General features: G+C 64.5%; 18 protein-coding genes and 4 tRNA genes. 16 read left to right on the forward strand and 6 right to left on the reverse strand.

Features of this window, described 5'->3' with window-relative positions; all coding sequences use genetic code 11:
• The 11 genes from BMG03_RS09625 to BMG03_RS09675 all read left to right on the forward strand — a co-directional run bounded on the left by BMG03_RS09625 (window position 1) and on the right by BMG03_RS09675 (window position 8,791).
• A complete protein-coding gene (locus BMG03_RS09625; protein ID WP_075774718.1) occupies window positions 1-1,335 on the forward strand; it encodes an ATP-binding protein in 1,335 nt (444 codons plus the stop codon).
• A gap of 210 nt (window positions 1,336-1,545) precedes the next feature.
• Entirely contained in the window at window positions 1,546-3,960 is a 2,415-nt protein-coding gene (gene lon / locus BMG03_RS09630) for an endopeptidase La (RefSeq protein WP_075774719.1), read from the forward strand.
• A 111-nt stretch (window positions 3,961-4,071) separates the two neighbouring features.
• On the forward strand, window positions 4,072-4,512 hold the full coding sequence (locus BMG03_RS09635) for an HU family DNA-binding protein (protein WP_077701202.1): 441 nt from the start codon (window positions 4,072-4,074) through the stop codon (window positions 4,510-4,512).
• A 59-nt stretch (window positions 4,513-4,571) separates the two neighbouring features.
• Window positions 4,572-4,646, forward strand: a tRNA-Val gene (locus BMG03_RS09640).
• Window positions 4,647-4,781: 135 nt separating this feature from the next.
• Window positions 4,782-5,495 (forward strand): dimethylsulfonioproprionate lyase family protein, encoded by a 714-nt coding sequence (locus tag BMG03_RS09645; RefSeq protein WP_167733393.1) that lies wholly within the window; start codon window positions 4,782-4,784, stop codon window positions 5,493-5,495.
• A gap of 42 nt (window positions 5,496-5,537) precedes the next feature.
• Window positions 5,538-5,613, forward strand: a tRNA-Val gene (locus BMG03_RS09650).
• A 134-nt stretch (window positions 5,614-5,747) separates the two neighbouring features.
• Window positions 5,748-6,689 (forward strand): pirin family protein, encoded by a 942-nt coding sequence (locus BMG03_RS09655; protein WP_075774720.1) that lies wholly within the window; start codon window positions 5,748-5,750, stop codon window positions 6,687-6,689.
• Between the two features lie 315 nt (window positions 6,690-7,004).
• A tRNA-Asp gene (locus BMG03_RS09660) sits at window positions 7,005-7,081 on the forward strand.
• A 28-nt stretch (window positions 7,082-7,109) separates the two neighbouring features.
• Window positions 7,110-7,186: transfer RNA gene (locus BMG03_RS09665), tRNA-Asp, on the forward strand.
• Window positions 7,187-7,268: 82 nt separating this feature from the next.
• Window positions 7,269-7,526, forward strand: coding sequence for a hypothetical protein (locus tag BMG03_RS09670; protein WP_075776611.1), 258 nt, complete (start codon window positions 7,269-7,271; stop codon window positions 7,524-7,526).
• On the forward strand, window positions 7,526-8,791 hold the full coding sequence (locus BMG03_RS09675; RefSeq protein WP_075776610.1) for a glutamate-5-semialdehyde dehydrogenase: 1,266 nt from the start codon (window positions 7,526-7,528) through the stop codon (window positions 8,789-8,791). Before BMG03_RS09670 ends, BMG03_RS09675 begins: the two co-directional genes overlap by 1 nt.
• A 40-nt stretch (window positions 8,792-8,831) precedes the next feature.
• Here the strand turns inward: BMG03_RS09675 and BMG03_RS09680 are convergent, their stop codons facing one another.
• On the reverse strand, window positions 8,832-9,446 hold the full coding sequence (locus BMG03_RS09680; RefSeq protein ID WP_075776609.1) for a histidine phosphotransferase family protein: 615 nt from the start codon (window positions 9,444-9,446) through the stop codon (window positions 8,832-8,834).
• 49 nt (window positions 9,447-9,495) lie between these two features.
• Here BMG03_RS09680 and BMG03_RS09685 point away from each other — a divergent pair, with 49 nt between their 5' ends.
• The 3 genes from BMG03_RS09685 (at window position 9,496) to olsA (ending at window position 11,421) form a co-directional block, all read left to right on the forward strand.
• Window positions 9,496-9,651 carry a DUF3553 domain-containing protein gene (locus BMG03_RS09685; RefSeq protein ID WP_075776608.1) on the forward strand — a complete coding sequence of 52 codons (156 nt, stop codon included), beginning with the start codon at window positions 9,496-9,498 and terminating at the stop codon, window positions 9,649-9,651.
• A gap of 169 nt (window positions 9,652-9,820) precedes the next feature.
• Window positions 9,821-10,597 (forward strand): L-ornithine N(alpha)-acyltransferase, encoded by a 777-nt coding sequence (olsB, locus tag BMG03_RS09690; protein ID WP_244270934.1) that lies wholly within the window; start codon window positions 9,821-9,823, stop codon window positions 10,595-10,597.
• Window positions 10,594-11,421 (forward strand): lyso-ornithine lipid O-acyltransferase, encoded by an 828-nt coding sequence (gene olsA, locus BMG03_RS09695; RefSeq protein WP_483028323.1) that lies wholly within the window; start codon window positions 10,594-10,596, stop codon window positions 11,419-11,421. Before olsB ends, olsA begins: the two co-directional genes overlap by 4 nt.
• Here olsA and BMG03_RS09700 read toward each other — a convergent pair.
• From BMG03_RS09700 to tyrS, 3 genes are all read right to left on the reverse strand, one after another.
• Window positions 11,397-11,621, reverse strand: coding sequence for a ribbon-helix-helix domain-containing protein (locus BMG03_RS09700; protein WP_075776606.1), 225 nt, complete (start codon window positions 11,619-11,621; stop codon window positions 11,397-11,399). The two genes, olsA and BMG03_RS09700, sit on opposite strands and share 25 nt — an antisense overlap.
• Window positions 11,618-11,800 carry a DUF4169 family protein gene (locus tag BMG03_RS09705; protein ID WP_075776605.1) on the reverse strand — a complete coding sequence of 61 codons (183 nt, stop codon included), beginning with the start codon at window positions 11,798-11,800 and terminating at the stop codon, window positions 11,618-11,620. Before BMG03_RS09705 ends, BMG03_RS09700 begins: the two co-directional genes overlap by 4 nt.
• Before the next feature lie 74 nt (window positions 11,801-11,874).
• Window positions 11,875-13,122 carry a tyrosine--tRNA ligase gene (gene tyrS / locus BMG03_RS09710; protein ID WP_075776604.1) on the reverse strand — a complete coding sequence of 416 codons (1,248 nt, stop codon included), beginning with the start codon at window positions 13,120-13,122 and terminating at the stop codon, window positions 11,875-11,877.
• Window positions 13,123-13,181: 59 nt separating this feature from the next.
• Here tyrS and BMG03_RS09715 point away from each other — a divergent pair, with 59 nt between their 5' ends.
• Window positions 13,182-14,291 (forward strand): anhydro-N-acetylmuramic acid kinase, encoded by a 1,110-nt coding sequence (locus BMG03_RS09715; protein WP_075776603.1) that lies wholly within the window; start codon window positions 13,182-13,184, stop codon window positions 14,289-14,291.
• 78 nt (window positions 14,292-14,369) lie between these two features.
• Complete coding sequence (locus BMG03_RS09720) at window positions 14,370-14,816, forward strand: DUF4405 domain-containing protein (RefSeq protein ID WP_075776602.1); 447 nt, start codon at window positions 14,370-14,372, stop codon at window positions 14,814-14,816.
• On the opposite strand, the gene BMG03_RS09725 is transcribed toward BMG03_RS09720, so the two are convergent.
• Both BMG03_RS09725 and BMG03_RS09730 read right to left on the reverse strand, forming a co-directional pair.
• Window positions 14,817-15,245 carry a cupin domain-containing protein gene (locus BMG03_RS09725; RefSeq protein ID WP_075776601.1) on the reverse strand — a complete coding sequence of 143 codons (429 nt, stop codon included), beginning with the start codon at window positions 15,243-15,245 and terminating at the stop codon, window positions 14,817-14,819.
• On the reverse strand, window positions 15,242-15,916 hold the full coding sequence (locus tag BMG03_RS09730) for a haloacid dehalogenase type II (RefSeq protein ID WP_075776600.1): 675 nt from the start codon (window positions 15,914-15,916) through the stop codon (window positions 15,242-15,244). Before BMG03_RS09730 ends, BMG03_RS09725 begins: the two co-directional genes overlap by 4 nt.
• Between the last annotated feature and the right edge of the window lie 119 nt (window positions 15,917-16,035).

The raw sequence follows: 16,035 nt of genomic DNA on the forward strand, positions 1-16,035 counted from the left end.
ATGAATTTTCGCTGGCTGAAACAGATGATGCCGCGCGGGCTTTATGGGCGGGCCGCGTTGATCCTGATTCTGCCGGTGGTGACGATCCAGCTGGTGGTATCCGTCGTCTTCATCCAGCGCCATTTCGAACGTGTCACGCAGCAGATGACCGAAGGGATGGTGCGCGAGATCGCGCTGCTCGATCAGGTCGCGACCAATGCGCCGACGGCCGAGGTTGCGCGCGAGCGGCTCGACGTGCTCGACAAGACACTGAACTTCACCTCGCAATTCCCGGCGCCGACGGATATTGCGTCGCAGCGGGGCGATACGCGCAACTTCTTCGATCTCACCGGGATCGTGGTGATCTCGACCCTGCGCACCAATCTGTCGCAGATTCGCTCGATCGTTCTCGACAACACCACCAACTCCGTGCGGGTGGTGCAGGAGACGCCGAACGGGCCGTTAGCGGTGACCTTCGCGCGCAGTCGGGTGTCGGCGTCGAATCCCCACCAATTGCTCGTTCTGATGGTCTTTGTTTCCATTCTGATGACGCTGATCGCCTATATCTTCCTGCGCAATCAGCTGCGCCCGATCCGCAGACTGAGCCATGCGGCGGAGGAATTCGGCAAGGGGCGCAACCTGAATTACCGCGTCTCGGGGGCGACGGAGGTGCGCGCCGCGGGCCGCGCCTTCCTCGACATGCGCAACCGGATCGAGCGGCAGATCGAGCAGCGCACGCTGATGCTCTCGGGTGTCAGCCACGATCTGCGCACACCGCTCACGCGTCTGCGGCTCGGGCTGTCGATGATGGAGGAGACGGACGAGGTCCGCGCAATGGAGCGCGACGTCGACGAGATGGGTCGCCTTGTCGATGCCTTCCTCGATTTTTCGCGCGACGGCGCCTCGCATGGCGAGCCGGAGACGCTGCCGATCTGCGGCTTCGTCGAAGGCGTGGTGGAAGACATGCGGCGGATGGGCCGCGACGTGACGCTCGTCGATTGCGACACGGAGGAGGAGGCGACTTTCCGTCCCGATGCGCTCAAACGCGCGCTGGCAAACCTGATCGGCAATGCGGTCCGCTACGGCACCCGCGCCGAGATTACCGTCTCGATCGCGCGCACGGGATGGCGAATCGCGGTGCATGACGACGGCCCTGGCATCCCGCCCGAACGCCGCGAAGAGGCGATCCTGCCCTTCACGCGGCTCGATCCGGCGCGCAATCAGGATCGCGGGCAGGGGGTGGGCCTCGGCCTCTCGATCACCGCTGACATCCTGCGGCGCCATGGCGGATCGCTGAAACTCGGGCGATCCGAACGGCTTGGCGGCTTGATGGCCGAGATGATCCTGCCGCGGTGAGCGGCTACACGTTCCATCACGCGCGCGCACGAACCGCTCACGGCAGCGAGATCGCCTCTTGCGGCCTGTCCCGGGGCCACGCATTGTGACGGATGAGTGACATGGCCTAGTTGAATGGACGCTTCGCGGCTCCTAGATATTGGGTCGAACAGGGGAGGGACGTGGTCGCCGAAAACGGGGCCGGACCCTCCTGCCAAGAGAGGAACGCCGATGACCGAATTTAGCTCTGTCACCCATCCGGTCCTGCCGTTGCGCGATATCGTGGTTTTCCCCCACATGATCGTGCCGCTCTTCGTCGGGCGCGAGAAATCCGTGCGCGCACTCGAAGAGGTGATGGCGGATGACCGTCAGATCTTGCTCGCGAGCCAGATCGACCCGTCGCAAGACGACCCCGACACAGACGGGATTTTCCGCGTTGGCGTGCTCGCCAACGTGCTGCAACTGCTGAAACTGCCCGATGGCACCGTGAAGGTTCTGGTCGAGGGCAAGAGCCGCGTGCGCATCAGCGAGTTTGTCGAGAATGACGACTACTTTGAAGCGAATGCCGAGCCGCTGATCGAAACCGAGGGCGACGTGGAGACGATCCGCGCGCTGCTGCGTTCGGTCGCCGAGGAATTCGAGCGCTACGCGAAGATCAAGAAGAACATCCCCGAAGAGGCGCTCTCGGCCGTGGCCGACGCGACCGAAGCGGACAAGCTGGCCGATCTCGTCTCGGGCCATCTGGGGCTGGAAGTGGCCCAGAAGCAGGAGCTTCTGGAAACGCTCGACGTCTCCGAGCGGCTGGAGCGGGTCTACGGGCTCATGCAGGGTGAGGTCTCGGTTCTCCAGGTGGAGAAAAAGATCAAGTCCCGTGTGAAAACGCAGATGGAGAAGACCCAGCGCGAGTACTACCTGAATGAGCAGATGAAGGCCATTCAGAAGGAACTCGGCGATGGCGAAGACGGCCAGAACGAGATCCTCGAGCTGGAAGAGCGCATCGAGAACACGAAGCTTTCCAAAGAGGCCAAGGAAAAGGCCGAGGCCGAGCTCAAGAAGCTCAAGTCGATGTCGCCGATGTCGGCGGAAGCCACCGTCGTGCGCAACTATCTCGACTGGATGCTGTCGATCCCGTGGGGCACCAAATCCCGCGTCAAGAAAGACCTCAGCAAGGCGGAGGCCGTGCTTGATGCCGATCACTACGGGCTCGAGAAGGTCAAGGAACGCATCGTTGAGTATCTCGCGGTGCAGGCGCGCTCGGCCAAGTTGAAAGGCCCGATCATGTGCCTCGTGGGTCCCCCCGGCGTGGGTAAGACCTCGCTCGGCCGGTCTGTCGCCAAGGCAACGGGGCGCGAATTCATCCGCATCTCGCTCGGCGGCGTGCGCGACGAATCCGAGATCCGCGGACACCGTCGGACCTATATCGGCTCGATGCCCGGTAAGATCATTCAGGCGCTGAAGAAGGCGAAAACCACGAACCCGCTGATCCTGCTCGACGAGATCGACAAGATGGGTCAGGACTTCCGTGGCGATCCGGCTTCGGCCATGCTTGAAGTGCTCGACCCCGAGCAGAACGCGACCTTCGTGGACCACTATCTCGAAGTGGAATACGACCTCTCGAACGTGATGTTCCTGACGACGGCGAACTCCTACAACATGCCGGGCCCGCTTCTGGACCGGATGGAGATCATTCCGCTCGCGGGCTACACCGAGGACGAGAAGGCCGAGATCGCCAAGCAGCACCTGATCCCGAAGCAGATCAAGGGTCACGGGCTCAAGAAGAACGAGTTCGAACTGACCGATGGCGCGCTGACCGACGTGATCCGCTACTACACCCGCGAGGCGGGCGTGCGGAACCTTGAGCGCGATATCGCGAAGCTCGCCCGGAAAGCGGTGACCGAGATCATCAAGTCGAAGGGTCAGATCAAGCACATCACCGTCGATGAGGCGAAGGTGGGCGAATATCTGGGCGTCAAGAAGCACCGCTACGGTCTGGCCGAGAAGGAAGATCAGGTGGGCGTCGTGACTGGCCTCGCCTGGACCTCCGTGGGCGGCGACCTGCTGCAGATCGAAGCTCTGCGCCTGCCGGGTAAAGGTCGGATGAAGACCACCGGTAAGCTGGGCGACGTGATGAAGGAATCGATCGACGCGGCATCCAGCTACGTCCGCTCGGTCGCGCCGCAATTCGGCATCAAGCCGCCGCGCTTCGAGAAGTGGGACATCCACGTCCACGTGCCGGATGGCGCGACGCCGAAAGACGGGCCCTCTGCGGGTCTGGCGATGGTGACCTCCATCGTCTCGGTGTTGACCGGAATCCCGGTGCGCAAGGATATCGCCATGACTGGCGAGGTCAGCTTGCGTGGCAACGCGATGCCGATCGGTGGCTTGAAAGAGAAACTGCTCGCGGCACTGCGTGGTGGGATCAAGACGGTGTTCATCCCCGAGGAGAATGAAAAAGACCTCGCGGATATCCCCGACAACGTGAAGGAGGGGCTGGAGATCGTGCCGGTCACTCACGTTCGCGAAGTCCTCGCCCGCGCGCTGGTGCGTCAGCCCGAGCCGGTCGATTGGGACGAAGAGGCCGAAGAGGCGGCAGCCGCCGCCGCAGCCGCGGCCAAATCGGACGCACAGGGCGCAACCGCGCACTGATCGCCTTCGAATTGAAATCGAGAACGCCCGTCGCATGTCGCGGCGGGCGTTTTTGCATTTGAACAGGTTTGCCCTTAACCTCTTCGTATTACGGTCAAAAAAGGAGCCGCCATGGCCAAGAGCCAGAAACCGAAATCGACCCGCAAACCGCCCGTCACCACGCCCGAAGCGCCGCCGGCCTCCGCCGCGACGCTTACGCCCTCCGCGCCTCATCCGGCGCCTGAGCCGAGCGAGGCGAAGGCGCTCGTGCGCAAGAGAAGCTTCGTGGATCGGGTGATGGTCGAGGCCGGCGTGAAGCGCGGCGAGGCGAAAGCGATGTCGGAGGCCGTGCTGAAAGTTCTGGGCGAGGCGCTCTCGGAAGGCGAGGAACTCAGCATCCCGCCGCTCGGCAAGCTGAAGATCAACCGCCAGTTCGAGAAGAACGGCGACGAGATCCTCGTGGTCAAGCTGCGCCGCCCTTCGGGCATGCTCGAGGCCGTCGCGGCAGAGGCGGATGGCGCCGCGCAGGCCGAGGACGACGCCTTGGAAAGCGAGGTCGAAAACCGGGGCTGAGATTTCGTCGAAAACCCTCTTGCGGAGCCAGAAGCGGGGCGCTAAAAGCCCGCCACGGAGGGCGATTAGCTCAGCGGTAGAGCGCATCGTTCACATCGATGATGTCGGGGGTTCAAATCCCTCATCGCCCACCATTTTCCTACGAAGGCGCGTCTTGAACAGACGCGCCTTCGTCGTTTTCCGGTTAGTTTTCTGCGCCCCGCGGCGTCAGATTATGGGCCAGACAGCACGCCAGAGAAGCGCCCGAGGCGCGAGACGCGGAGGATGCGATGACCGACACGATGCCGATGAACGAAACGCCCCCCGACGAGGGGCTGCGCGTCTCCGATTGTCCGGACTGGCTCTATCTGCTGCGGGAATTCGACACGCTCTACCGTCATGGCTCGGCGGGCGGCAGTCGCCTCATCCGCAGCCACCGCAAACGGGTGCGCGACACGCTCTCGCAGATCATCGACACCAATCCCCCGGTGACGCCGCGCCAGCCGCAGCCGAAACCGGTGACCGCGCATCTGTCGCGGGCCCTCGATCTGGGCGAGCGCGGTGCGGTGGCGGGCATGGCGCGGGCGCTGTCGCGTGTCGCGAGCCAGCTGACATGGGAATATGGCTACGAGAAAGTGCCGAAGGCGCTGGCACGCAAATATGCCTATTGCGAGGTGCTGGGCCCGCGCGGTCCGGTGGCTTCGGATCGGCTGGTGCTGGGATTCGTCCTGTTCGCGCCGCGCACGACCTATCCGCAGCACAGCCATAAGGAGATCGAGGAAAGCTATATCTCGGTCGCGGGCCCGTGGTCGGAAAATGACACTGCGGTGCATGCGCCGGGGTCGCTGATCCTGAACCGACCCGATCACGAACACCGCATCACCACGGCCGATCTCGATCCCTGCCTGCTCGCCTATGCCTGGGTCGGGCCGGAAGCGCGGCTGTCCGCGCCGGGGATGAAACTCTCCTCGACCCGCAAGGCGCGGATGCGCGAAGGCATCTGAGCCCTTGATCCCCGCGCAAGGCGGAGCTAGAGGAGGGGTCGGGGGCGGTTAGCTCAGTTGGTAGAGCGTCTCGTTTACACCGAGAATGTCGGGGGTTCGAGTCCCTCACCGCCCACCATTCCCCATGAATAATATTGATATCAACTGCTTGCGTGGCGTTGCGCGACCGCGCTCAGACTCTGTTCGCGCATGGCTCTATGATATGCGCGCCGCGATGCTACCTTTTCTTCAATCACAGGAAAGGAGCGCACGATGAGTTGGAACCCCGCCCTCGACCCCGAAATTCCGATCGGCGATGCCGTGGACGCCATTGAAACCGTTATCGCGCCCCGAGCGCGCGACCTTGGTGGATTCGAGGTGCGCCGCGCCTTGCCCTCGGCTGCACGCCAGATGATCGGCCCGTTCATCTTCTTCGACCAGATCGGCCCGGTGGAGTTCCTCTCCGGCCAGCGGGGCATCGACATTCGCCCGCACCCGCATATCGGGCTCGCGACTGTGACCTACCTGCTGCAAGGCCGCCTGCATCACCGCGATTCGCTGGGCACCGATCAATGGATCACGCCGGGCGCGGTGAACTGGATGAGTGCGGGCTACGGCATCACCCATTCCGAGCGCACTGACGGCAAGGTCCGCGACACCGGCCAGCATCTCGCGGGTATCCAGACATGGGTTGCGCTGCCGGAGGATCAGGAAGAGGGGCAGGCGGCGTTCAAACATGTGGGTGCCGAAGCGCTTCCCGAATTGCAGGCCGAGGGCAAGACCGTGCGGCTGGTGCTGGGCGATGCCTGGGGCGCGCATGCCCTGATCGATCTGCCCTCCGAGATGTTCTACGCCGATGCGAAGCTCGATCCGGGCGCGCAGATCCCGCTCCCTGACAATCACGAGGATCGCGGGGTTTATGTGCTGCAAGGCTCCGTCACCGTCGCGGGCGAAACCTACGAGGAAGGTCGGATGCTCGTTTTCCGCCCCGGCGACCGGGTGTCGCTCAAGGCGGGCGGGCAGGGCGCCCGGCTGATCGTTCTGGGCGGCGCGACCATGGGCGGTCCGCGCTATATCTGGTGGAATTTCGTGGCCTCCTCGCGCGACAAGATCGACGCGGCCAAAGAGGCATGGCGCGCGGGCGACTGGGCGCATGGCCGATTCCAACTGCCGCCCGCGGATGATGCGGAGTTCATTCCCGCGCCGGAACGTTGATTGCATCCGCCGAGAAAGGGGGCGCTGCCCCCGTCGCCGGACGGCGACAAAACTAAAAGAAGAGGGGGCTCCGCCCCCGACCTTCGGTCTCCCCCGGGATATTTCTGCCAAGGGGAAGCAGAAAGCGCATCTCATCGGGGCGCGTGCGGGCGCGATAAATAAGGGCCGCGGACGCGCACTGAGGAGCCGCAATTTGCTTGCCCGAACGGCAGGTGAAAATTCGTCGGATTTTTGCTCTCAGGCCGCTTGACGGGGGCAGGTCGCCCGCGTAATACCCTCCCCACGCTCGGACGGCGATCCGGGCAGATGATGCGAGCGGTTGTAGCTCAGTTGGTTAGAGTACCGGCCTGTCACGCCGGGGGTCGCGGGTTCGAGCCCCGTCAACCGCGCCATCATCCGGATCGCCCCGAGCGCAGATGCGCGGTTGTAGCTCAGTTGGTTAGAGTACCGGCCTGTCACGCCGGGGGTCGCGGGTTCGAGCCCCGTCAACCGCGCCACTTTCCCCCCTTCTACGGTAAAGTTGCGTTTGTGAAACGCGCATCTGTCGCTTATATCCGGGCGAAGTTTCGGGAGGAGCGCATGCGCTGGATCAAGCAGTTTTTCGACCACATCACCCTGCTGCAAGCAGTCCTGTTCGCGGGTCTGCTGGGTCTCGCGCCATTCACCCCAGAGCCACATATTTGGGAAAAGCTGAAGATGTTGGCGGCGGGCACGCTGGTGCGTACGGTCGATTGGTTCGATCTGGTGATGCACGGGCTCCCGTGGTTCGTGCTGGCGGTGAAGCTGGCGCAATGGGTGAAAACCGGACAGACCGGGAAATCCGGTAGGGGTGCGTAATGAAAGACGACATGGACGCCAAAGGGCTGATCGAGACGATGGGCGCTGCCGCGCGGGCGGCCGCGGCGGAACTGGCCTTCGCCAGCGCCGAGGTAAAGCAGAAGGCGCTGGAAGTGGCGGCCGATGCGGTGCTCGCGCGTAAAGATGACATCGTCACCGCAAATGGCGAGGACATGGCCTACGGGGCCGAAAAGGGGCTGAGCCCCGCGATGATGGACCGGCTGATGCTGGACGATGCGCGGATCGAGGCGATCGCCAAGGGATTGCGGGCGGTGGCAGCGCAACGCGATCCGGTGGGCGACACGATCGCGGAATGGGACATGCCCTCGGGGCTGCATATCAAGCGCGTGCGCACGCCGCTTGGCGTGATCGGCGTGATTTATGAATCGCGGCCCAACGTGACGGCGGACGCCGGAGCGCTATGCCTGAAATCGGGCAATGCGGTGATCCTGCGCGGCGGCTCGGAGAGCTTCCATTCCAGCCGTGCGATCCATGCCTGCCTGCTCGAGGGGCTGCGTGCGGTGGGGCTGCCCGAGGCGGCGGTCCAGCTCGTGCCGACCCGCGACCGCGCCGCCGTGGCCGAGATGCTGCGCGCGACCGAATTCATCGACGTGATCGTGCCGCGCGGGGGCAAGGGGCTCGTCGGTCTGGTGCAGGCCGAGGCGCGTGTTCCGGTCTTCGCCCATCTCGAGGGCATCTGCCATATCTATGCCGACGGGGCAGCCGATCTGGAACAGGCGCGGGCCGTCGTGGTGAACGCCAAGACCCGGCGCACCGGGATTTGCGGCGCGATGGAGTGCCTTCTGATCGACCGCGCCTTCTGGAAGAAACATGGCGGCGTGCTGATCGAAGACCTGCTCAAAGCAGGCGTCGAGGTGCGCGGCACGGGCGATTTGCTGCAAATCGAGGGCGTCACCGAGGCAAGTGCGGAAGATTTCGGGCGCGAATTCCTCGATATGATCTGCGCGGCGAAGATCGTCGATGGCGTGGATGGCGCGATCGAACATATCCGCCGCTATGGCAGCCAGCACACGGAATCGATCCTGACCGAGAATGACGCCGCCGCCGACCGCTTCTTCGAGCGGCTCGACAGCGCGATCCTGATGCGCAACGCCTCCACCCAATTCGCCGATGGCGGCGAGTTCGGCATGGGCGCAGAGATCGGTATCGCGACCGGCAAGATGCATGCGCGCGGGCCGGTAGGCGCCGAGCAGCTCACCTCGTTCAAGTACCTGGTGACCGGGCGCGGCACGGTGCGTCCCTGAGCGCACCGTACCCTCCGATTTCCGCCTGACGCGGTCGCTATCAGAAGGCGATCGTGCCGCCTTCGGAATCGACCGACCAATCGAGTCTGCGGCCCTGCCGCGCCGCCTCGCGCGGCAGGAGCGCGAATTGCACCCGCGCGGGTGTCAGGTCCAGCCGCTCCCCATCGAGCGCCGCGAAGGCCGCACGATCGGGTCGCGCTTTCTCGGCGCGCGCCGTGATCATCCAGCCGTCGCCGCAGGGCATCGCGCGGATATCGCCGCCGAAGGGCAGCGCGGTTTCGAGGCAAAGCATCGCGAGAAGCGCCAGTTTCACCTCGGCGCGCGGCGTCTCTCCCGGCGCCCGCCAATCGTAGTCCACGCGGCTCTGAGCGGAGACTTCGCCCAGCAACCCGGTGATTTCCGCTTCGCTCAACTGCTGATCGGGTCCGGCGCGTCCAAAGGCCAGCCGGAAGAACTTGACGCGCGCATTCGCCGCCGCCACGCTTTGCGAAATAAGCTCCACCTCCGGGCCGGGCGCTTCGCTTGTCATGGTGAGCAATTCTACCCCATTGCCGATGGCCCCGATCGGGCTGATAAGGTCATGGCACAGGCGCGACGCGACAAGTTCGATCAAATCAGCGTCCTCCGCACCCGCATTCGCGGTCTCGAATGGCATCAAACTCTCCAGAAGGTGAAATGTGATCTATGAAATCCTAGAACCCGGCATGCTGGTCAGGAATCCCGCCCAGCCCGACTGGGGCACTGGCCAGGTGCAATCGCGTATCGGCGAAAAGGTGACGGTCAATTTTGAACATGAAGGCAAGCTTGTCCTGGACGGTCGGCGGGTCGCGTTGGAATTGGTTTTCTCTGAACAAAGTTGATGAAACGTTAACAGGCGCGTGAGGTCACGCGAGAAATTCCGTCAACCGGAGGATGTGGCGCATCGCCCCCCGTCGTGATGCGTCCATGACACGCTCCGCGCTGCGCGATATTGCCAATCCGGGCGCGGCTTTCTAAACCGGGCCAGCGAATATCGGCAGGAGGACGCCCGTGATCGACAGCGCCGCATTCGAAATCAGGCTGGCCCGCGATGCCGCCGATCTCGTGGCGTCGCAGCGGCTTCGCTACCGCGTTTTCGTCGAAGAACTCGGCGGCGGCGGCGAGACGGTCGATCACCAAAATCGTCTGGAAAGCGATCGGCTCGACTCGATCTACGATCATCTTCTGCTGGTCGATCCCGCACGCGCTGAAGGCGAGCATGTGGTGGGCGCCTACCGGCTGCTACCTTCGGATCGGCTGGAGCGGGCAGGGCAATTCTATTGCGATAGCGAATACGACCTCTCGCCGCTTGTCGGCACCGGGCGCAAGTTGCTGGAGCTTGGGCGCTCCTGCGTCGATCCGGACTATCGGGGCGGGGCGGCAATGCTGCTTTTGTGGAACGCGCTGGCCGATTACGTCCTTGCCCATGACATCGAGATTCTCTTCGGCGTTGCGTCCTTCCACGGCACCGATGCCGAGAAGCTGAAAGCGCCGCTGTCGTGGTTGCATCACCATCACCTAGCGCCCGCGCACATGCGTCCGCGCGCGCGGCCAGAGGCGTTCCAGCCAATGGACCTCGTGCCTGAGGCGGCGCTGGATCGGCGTGCGGCGCTGGCCGAAATGCCCAATCTGATAAAGGCCTATCTGCGGCTTGGCGGATTCGTGGGCGAGGGGGCTTTCATCGACTATCCGTTCAACACGACCGACGTTCTCCTGCTCATGGATACCAAGGCGATGAGCGACAAGCATCGCAGCTTCTACACCCGTCGTTTCGAGGGCCGCGCGTGAGCTGGATCGAGGACGAGCCCGATCCAAAGCAGTTCGGCGCGCTCGATTGGATGCGGGCGGGGCTGCGCGGTCTGATCTGGGGGCTGATGCTGCTGATCGGGCTTGTAGTGCTGCTGCTGGTGCGTCTGGTGGAGCGCCCGGTTCACGGGCTGGCGCGGCCCTGGACACCGTGGATCACGCAAGCGGTCTGCCGGATGAGCTTCCCGATCCTCGGGATCTCCTATCGCGTCACGGGGCGTCCGATGACCAAGATCGGGGCGGTGGTCGCAAATCACGGATCGTGGCTCGATATCTTTGCGCTCAACGCCTGCCAGCGGGTCTATTTCGTCTCCAAGGCCGAGGTCGCCAAATGGCCTTTCGTCGGCTGGCTCGCGCGGGCCACGGGCACGGTTTTCATCAAGCGCGATCCGCGTGAGGCAAAGACGCAGCAGGGGCTGTTCGAGGATCGCATCCGGGCGGGCCATCACCTGCTGTTCTTCCCCGAGGGCACCTCGACCGATGCGCGCCGGGTGCTGCCCTTCAAGCCGACGCTGTTTCAGGCCTTCTACAGCCATGGGCTGGAGCGCGTGATGCAGATCCAGCCGGTCACCGTGGTCTACACGCCCCCCGCGGGCGAGGACGTGCGGTTCTATGGCTGGTGGGGCGATATGGAGTTCGGGCCGCATCTGATCAAGGTGCTGGCACAGGCGCGGCAGGGCGCGGTCGAAGTGGTGTTCCACGCGCCGCTCTCGGTCTCCGACTATCGCTCGCGCAAGGAGCTTGCATGGGCTGCGGAAAGCGCCGTGCGTCGCGGCTTGCCTTACGAGATCGCACGCGCCCGGTAATAGGCCAGCACGTAGAGGCGGATTGCCGTGGCAAGGCCCGTCTCGGTGCCGCGATCCACATCAATTTCGGCTGCCAACTCGTTGAGGCCTAATGATTTCTCATGGGCGATATCGCGGAAGGCACGCCAGAATTCATCCTCCAGCGTGACCGAGGTGCGGTGCCCGCCCAGCGTCAGGGAGCGTTTCTTCGGTCGGCTCATTCGTCGTGCTCGCGCTGATGGCCGTCGAGATCGCGCCGCTCTTTCGTGGCGCGGCTTTCCTGTAGCGCTTTCTCGGCCTTGCTGCGACCGAATTTCTCAGCATTCACAGAGCCTTGCTCGCGCTTCTTCACGCGCGCCTGCTGTTTGCGGAACTGGTTGAGATTGGTGACCTTGCTCATGAGCAAAGAGTGCCACAGCCGATCGTATCGGAAAAGGGGCTTGGGCGCGCCCGCATGAGGCGCGCCCGATACAGTTACTCGACTTCGACCAGCGCGTGACGCTTCTTGCCCGCGCTCAGCTTCACCGGGGTCTCCAGATCGGCGGCGGTGAACATGCGGCCCGGATCGGCGCAGGGCTCGTCATCGACCTTGAGCGCGCCTTCCGCGATCAGCCGCTTGCCGTCCTTACCCGATTTCGCGAGGCCCGAACGCACGACGAGCTGCGCGAGGCTGATCCCGTCGCCCAGTTCCTCGAGCGTCAGCGTGAGGGTAGGCAGGTCGTCACCCACGCCGCCCTTCTCGAAGACTTCGCGCGCGGTTGCCTCGGCAGCATGCGCGGCCTCCCAGCCGTGGCAGAGCGCGGTGACCTCGTTGGCCAGCCGCACCTTCGCCGCGTTGATCTCGGAGCCTTCCAACGCGCCCAGACGCTCGCATTCCTCGACCGGAAGCTCGGTATAAAGCTTAAGGAAGCGGCCAACATCGGCGTCGGTTGTGTTGCGCCAGAACTGCCAGAACTCGTAAGGGCTCAGCATGTCCGAGTTCAGCCAGATTGCGCCCGAGGCCGATTTGCCCATCTTCTTGCCGTCCGAGGTTGTCAGAAGCGGCGAGGTCAGTCCGAAGATCTCCTGATCGAGCACGCGGCGCGTCAGGTCGATCCCGTTGACGATATTCCCCCATTGATCCGAGCCGCCCATCTGCAGCAGGCAACCGTAGCGGCGGTTCAGCTCGAGGAAGTCATAGGCCTGCAGGATCATGTAGTTGAATTCGAGGAAGCTGAGGCTCTGCTCGCGATCCAGCCGCGATTTCACGCTCTCGAACGACAGCATCCGGTTGACCGAGAAATGCCGCCCGATATCGCGCAGGAAATCGAGGTAGTTCAGCCCGTCGAGCCATTCCGCGTTGTTGAGCATCAGCGCCGGCGTCTCGGCCTCGTAATCGAGGTATTTCGCAAACACCTGCTTGATGCCCGCGATATTGTCGTCGATCTGGTCGGGCGTCAGCAGCGGGCGCTCATCGGCGCGGAAGGAGGGGTCGCCCACCTTCGTCGTGCCGCCGCCCATCAGGGTGATCGGCTGGTGGCCGGTCTTTTGCAGCCAGCGCAGCATCATGATCTGGATCAGCGAGCCGACATGCAGCGACTTCGCCGTCGCGTCGAAGCCGATATAACCCGGCACGGTGCCTTTCGCCAAAGCCTCGTCCAGCCCCTGATAATCCGTGCAGTCGGCCAGAAAGCCCCGCTCGATCATCACGCGCATGAAGTCTGATTTCGGATGGTAGGTCATCGTGCTTGTTCCTTTCGTCTGAGCGTGCGTATATCGGGGCAGGCGACGAGAGGGAAGCCATGTTGAAATCCGGGCCGGTCTGGGCGGTTGGCGCCATGTCGGGCACGTCCTTGGACGGGGTGGACGCGGCGCTCGTGTTGACCGACGGAACCCGCATTCTCGATTTCGGCCGCAGCGACTACCGCCCCTATACCGAGGCCGAGCGCGCGACGCTCCATGCAGCCCTCGGGCGCTGGCCCGGCGAGGCCGGGGTGGAGGAGGCCTGCGAGGTGGTCGAAACCGCCCATGCCGAACTGCTCAGCGGCTTCGGAGAGGCGCAGCTCGTGGGGTTTCACGGCCAGACGCTCGCCCACGATCCCTATGGGATGCAGGGCCCGCGCCGCACCCATCAGGCCGGCGACGGCTCGGTCCTGGCCGAGGTGCTGTCGCGCCCGGTGGTCTGGGATTTCCGCTCCACCGATGTCGAGATGGGCGGGCAGGGCGCGCCGCTCGCGCCCTTCTTCCACTTTGCCTGCGCGAAATACGCCAAGCTCGATGCGCCGGCGGTGTTTCTGAACCTCGGCGGCGTCGGCAATGTGACCTGGGTCGATCCGCGCCAACCCTCGGCAGAGGTGCCGGGCGCGGTTCTGGCCTTTGACACCGGCCCCGCCAACGCACCGATCAACGATCTGATGCGGCTCAGGCGCGAGGCGGAGTTCGATGCGGGCGGAGAGCTGGCGCTGACGGGCCGCGTTGACGAGGCAGCGGTCGAGGCCTTCTTGACGCATCCCTATTTCCTGAAGATGCCGCCGAAGTCGCTCGACCGGAACGATTTCCATGACGTCCTGTCCCGTGTGGCCGCGCTGGAAGACGCGGATGCGGCAGCCACGCTTACCGCCTGTGCGGCAGCCTCGGTCGCGCGGGCGGGGGAGCATTACCCGACCGCGCCCTCGGCGATCTATGTATGCGGCGGCGGGCGGCTCAACACCGCGCTGATGGTGGCTTTGCAGCGGCGCATGAACGTGCCAGTGCAGCCGATCGAGGATATCGGGCTCGATGGCGACATGCTGGAGGCGCAGGCCTTCGCCTATCTCGCGGTGCGGGTGGCGCGTGGCATGGCAACCTCTGGGCCCTCGACGACCGGGGTGTCGGCGCTGATCGGCGGCGGCAAGGTCTCGCGCCCCGGCTAAATTCGCATCACTTGACGCTGATCATGCCGCGCCGCGGCGGACGGCGCTAGGATCGGCCTCATTGAAGAGGGTAGTCCGATGTCTGAAACTCCAACCGATCCCTGTCCGACGCCGCAGGCGCGCAAGCAGGCCCCGTTCTCGAACCGGGCCGCCGCGGTCTTCCTTGCGGGGCTCAGCTTCGTCGTCATGGTCATCTCCGGCCTCGTCGTCAGCATTGCGCCCTCGGGCCGGGTTGCGCGGGATATCGACTGGTCGCTCCTCGCGCTCGACCGCGCCGACTGGGAGCTTTTGCACCTCGCGATGGGGGTGCTCTTCGTCTTCGCCGGGGTCTGGCACATCAAGCTACACTGGCCGGTGATCCGCAACCTGCTGTGGTCCGCGGCGGCGCAAACGCTGTGTCACAGGCGCGAATTGGCGCTGGCGGTGGGGCTCGTGGCCGCGGTGATCGTGCTGACGCTGCTCTGGTGGCCGCCTGTCAGCTGGCTCGATCAACTCTCGCGTTGGGCGAGCATCGGTCTCTGGTGATCAACGGGGGATGTCGAAACCGGGCGGGGCCAGTTCGAACCCCTCGAAGCGAAAGCCCGGCGAGACTGTGCAGCTGACAAGGCTCCACGCCCCGGTCGAGCGCGCGGATTGCCACTGGCCCGCGGGCACGATCCCCTGCGGTTGATCGCCGCCGATCACGTCGGGGCCCAACAGCAATTCCAGCACCGGTCCCGCCTCCTGCGGCGCGATATCGAGCTGCACCGGCGCGCCTGCGTGGAAATGCCAGATTTCGGTCGCGTCCACCCGGTGCCAGTGGCTGCGCTCGCCCGCCTTGAGCAGGAAATAGATGCAGGTGCCCGAAGGACGCGCGCCGTCTGCGGCTTCGGCCTCCCAGGTTTGGCGGTAATGCCCGCCTTCGGGATGCGGCACGAGGCCTAGGGCCTCAATGATCGCGTCGGCCTCGCTCATGCGAAGAGCTCCTTGGCGAGCGTCTCGAAATCGGGCGCGATCGCGTCCCATTCCTCGCTCGGCACAAGGTCCTTGTCCTGAGCAGGCCCGTATTCGGTCGGGCGCGGTACGAAAGCGGTCTTTAGCCCCAGCGCCCGGGCTGCCGAGAGATCATCATTATGCGCGGCCACCATCATCACCTCTTCGGGCGGCAGACGCAGCGCGGCGCAGGAGGCCAGATAGACCTCCGGCTTCGGCTTGTAGTCGCGGGCGATATCCGCGCCGAGGATGCAATCCCACGGCAGCCCCGCGTGGCGCGCAAGCCGTGTCATCAGCGCGATGGACCCGTTGGAACATGGCGCGATGATCGCATGGCGCCTCAGCGCGTGAAGGCCGCTGACCACGTCGGGCCACGGGTTCAGCCGCTCCCAGACATGCGACAGGCTATCGGGTGCCGAGACCGCGAAGCGCTTGGCTACCCGGTGCAGGTTCTCGCGATGCAGATCGTCGAGCGCCACATAGCCGCGCCCGCCGTCGCGAATGCGCCGCATCGCAGGATCGTATTCGCCACGCCACGCATCGGCGAAAGCAAGGGAATCGATCCCGGGAAAGGCAGTTTCCACCTCACGCGCGACGGAGTTCCTCCAATCGACACAGGTGCCGAACACATCGAAAATCAGAGCCTTGATCATGGCCCGACAGTGACGCGGATCAGGGCGCAACGCAATCGCCCCTTCGGCTTGGCCCAAATATCCTCGCCGAAGGCGAAACGAAAACCCCCGGCGAAGCGCGTGCTCCGCCGGGGGCCTGG

The sequence above is a fragment of the Thioclava nitratireducens genome (assembly GCF_001940525.2).
Taxonomy (GTDB): domain Bacteria; phylum Pseudomonadota; class Alphaproteobacteria; order Rhodobacterales; family Rhodobacteraceae; genus Thioclava; species Thioclava nitratireducens.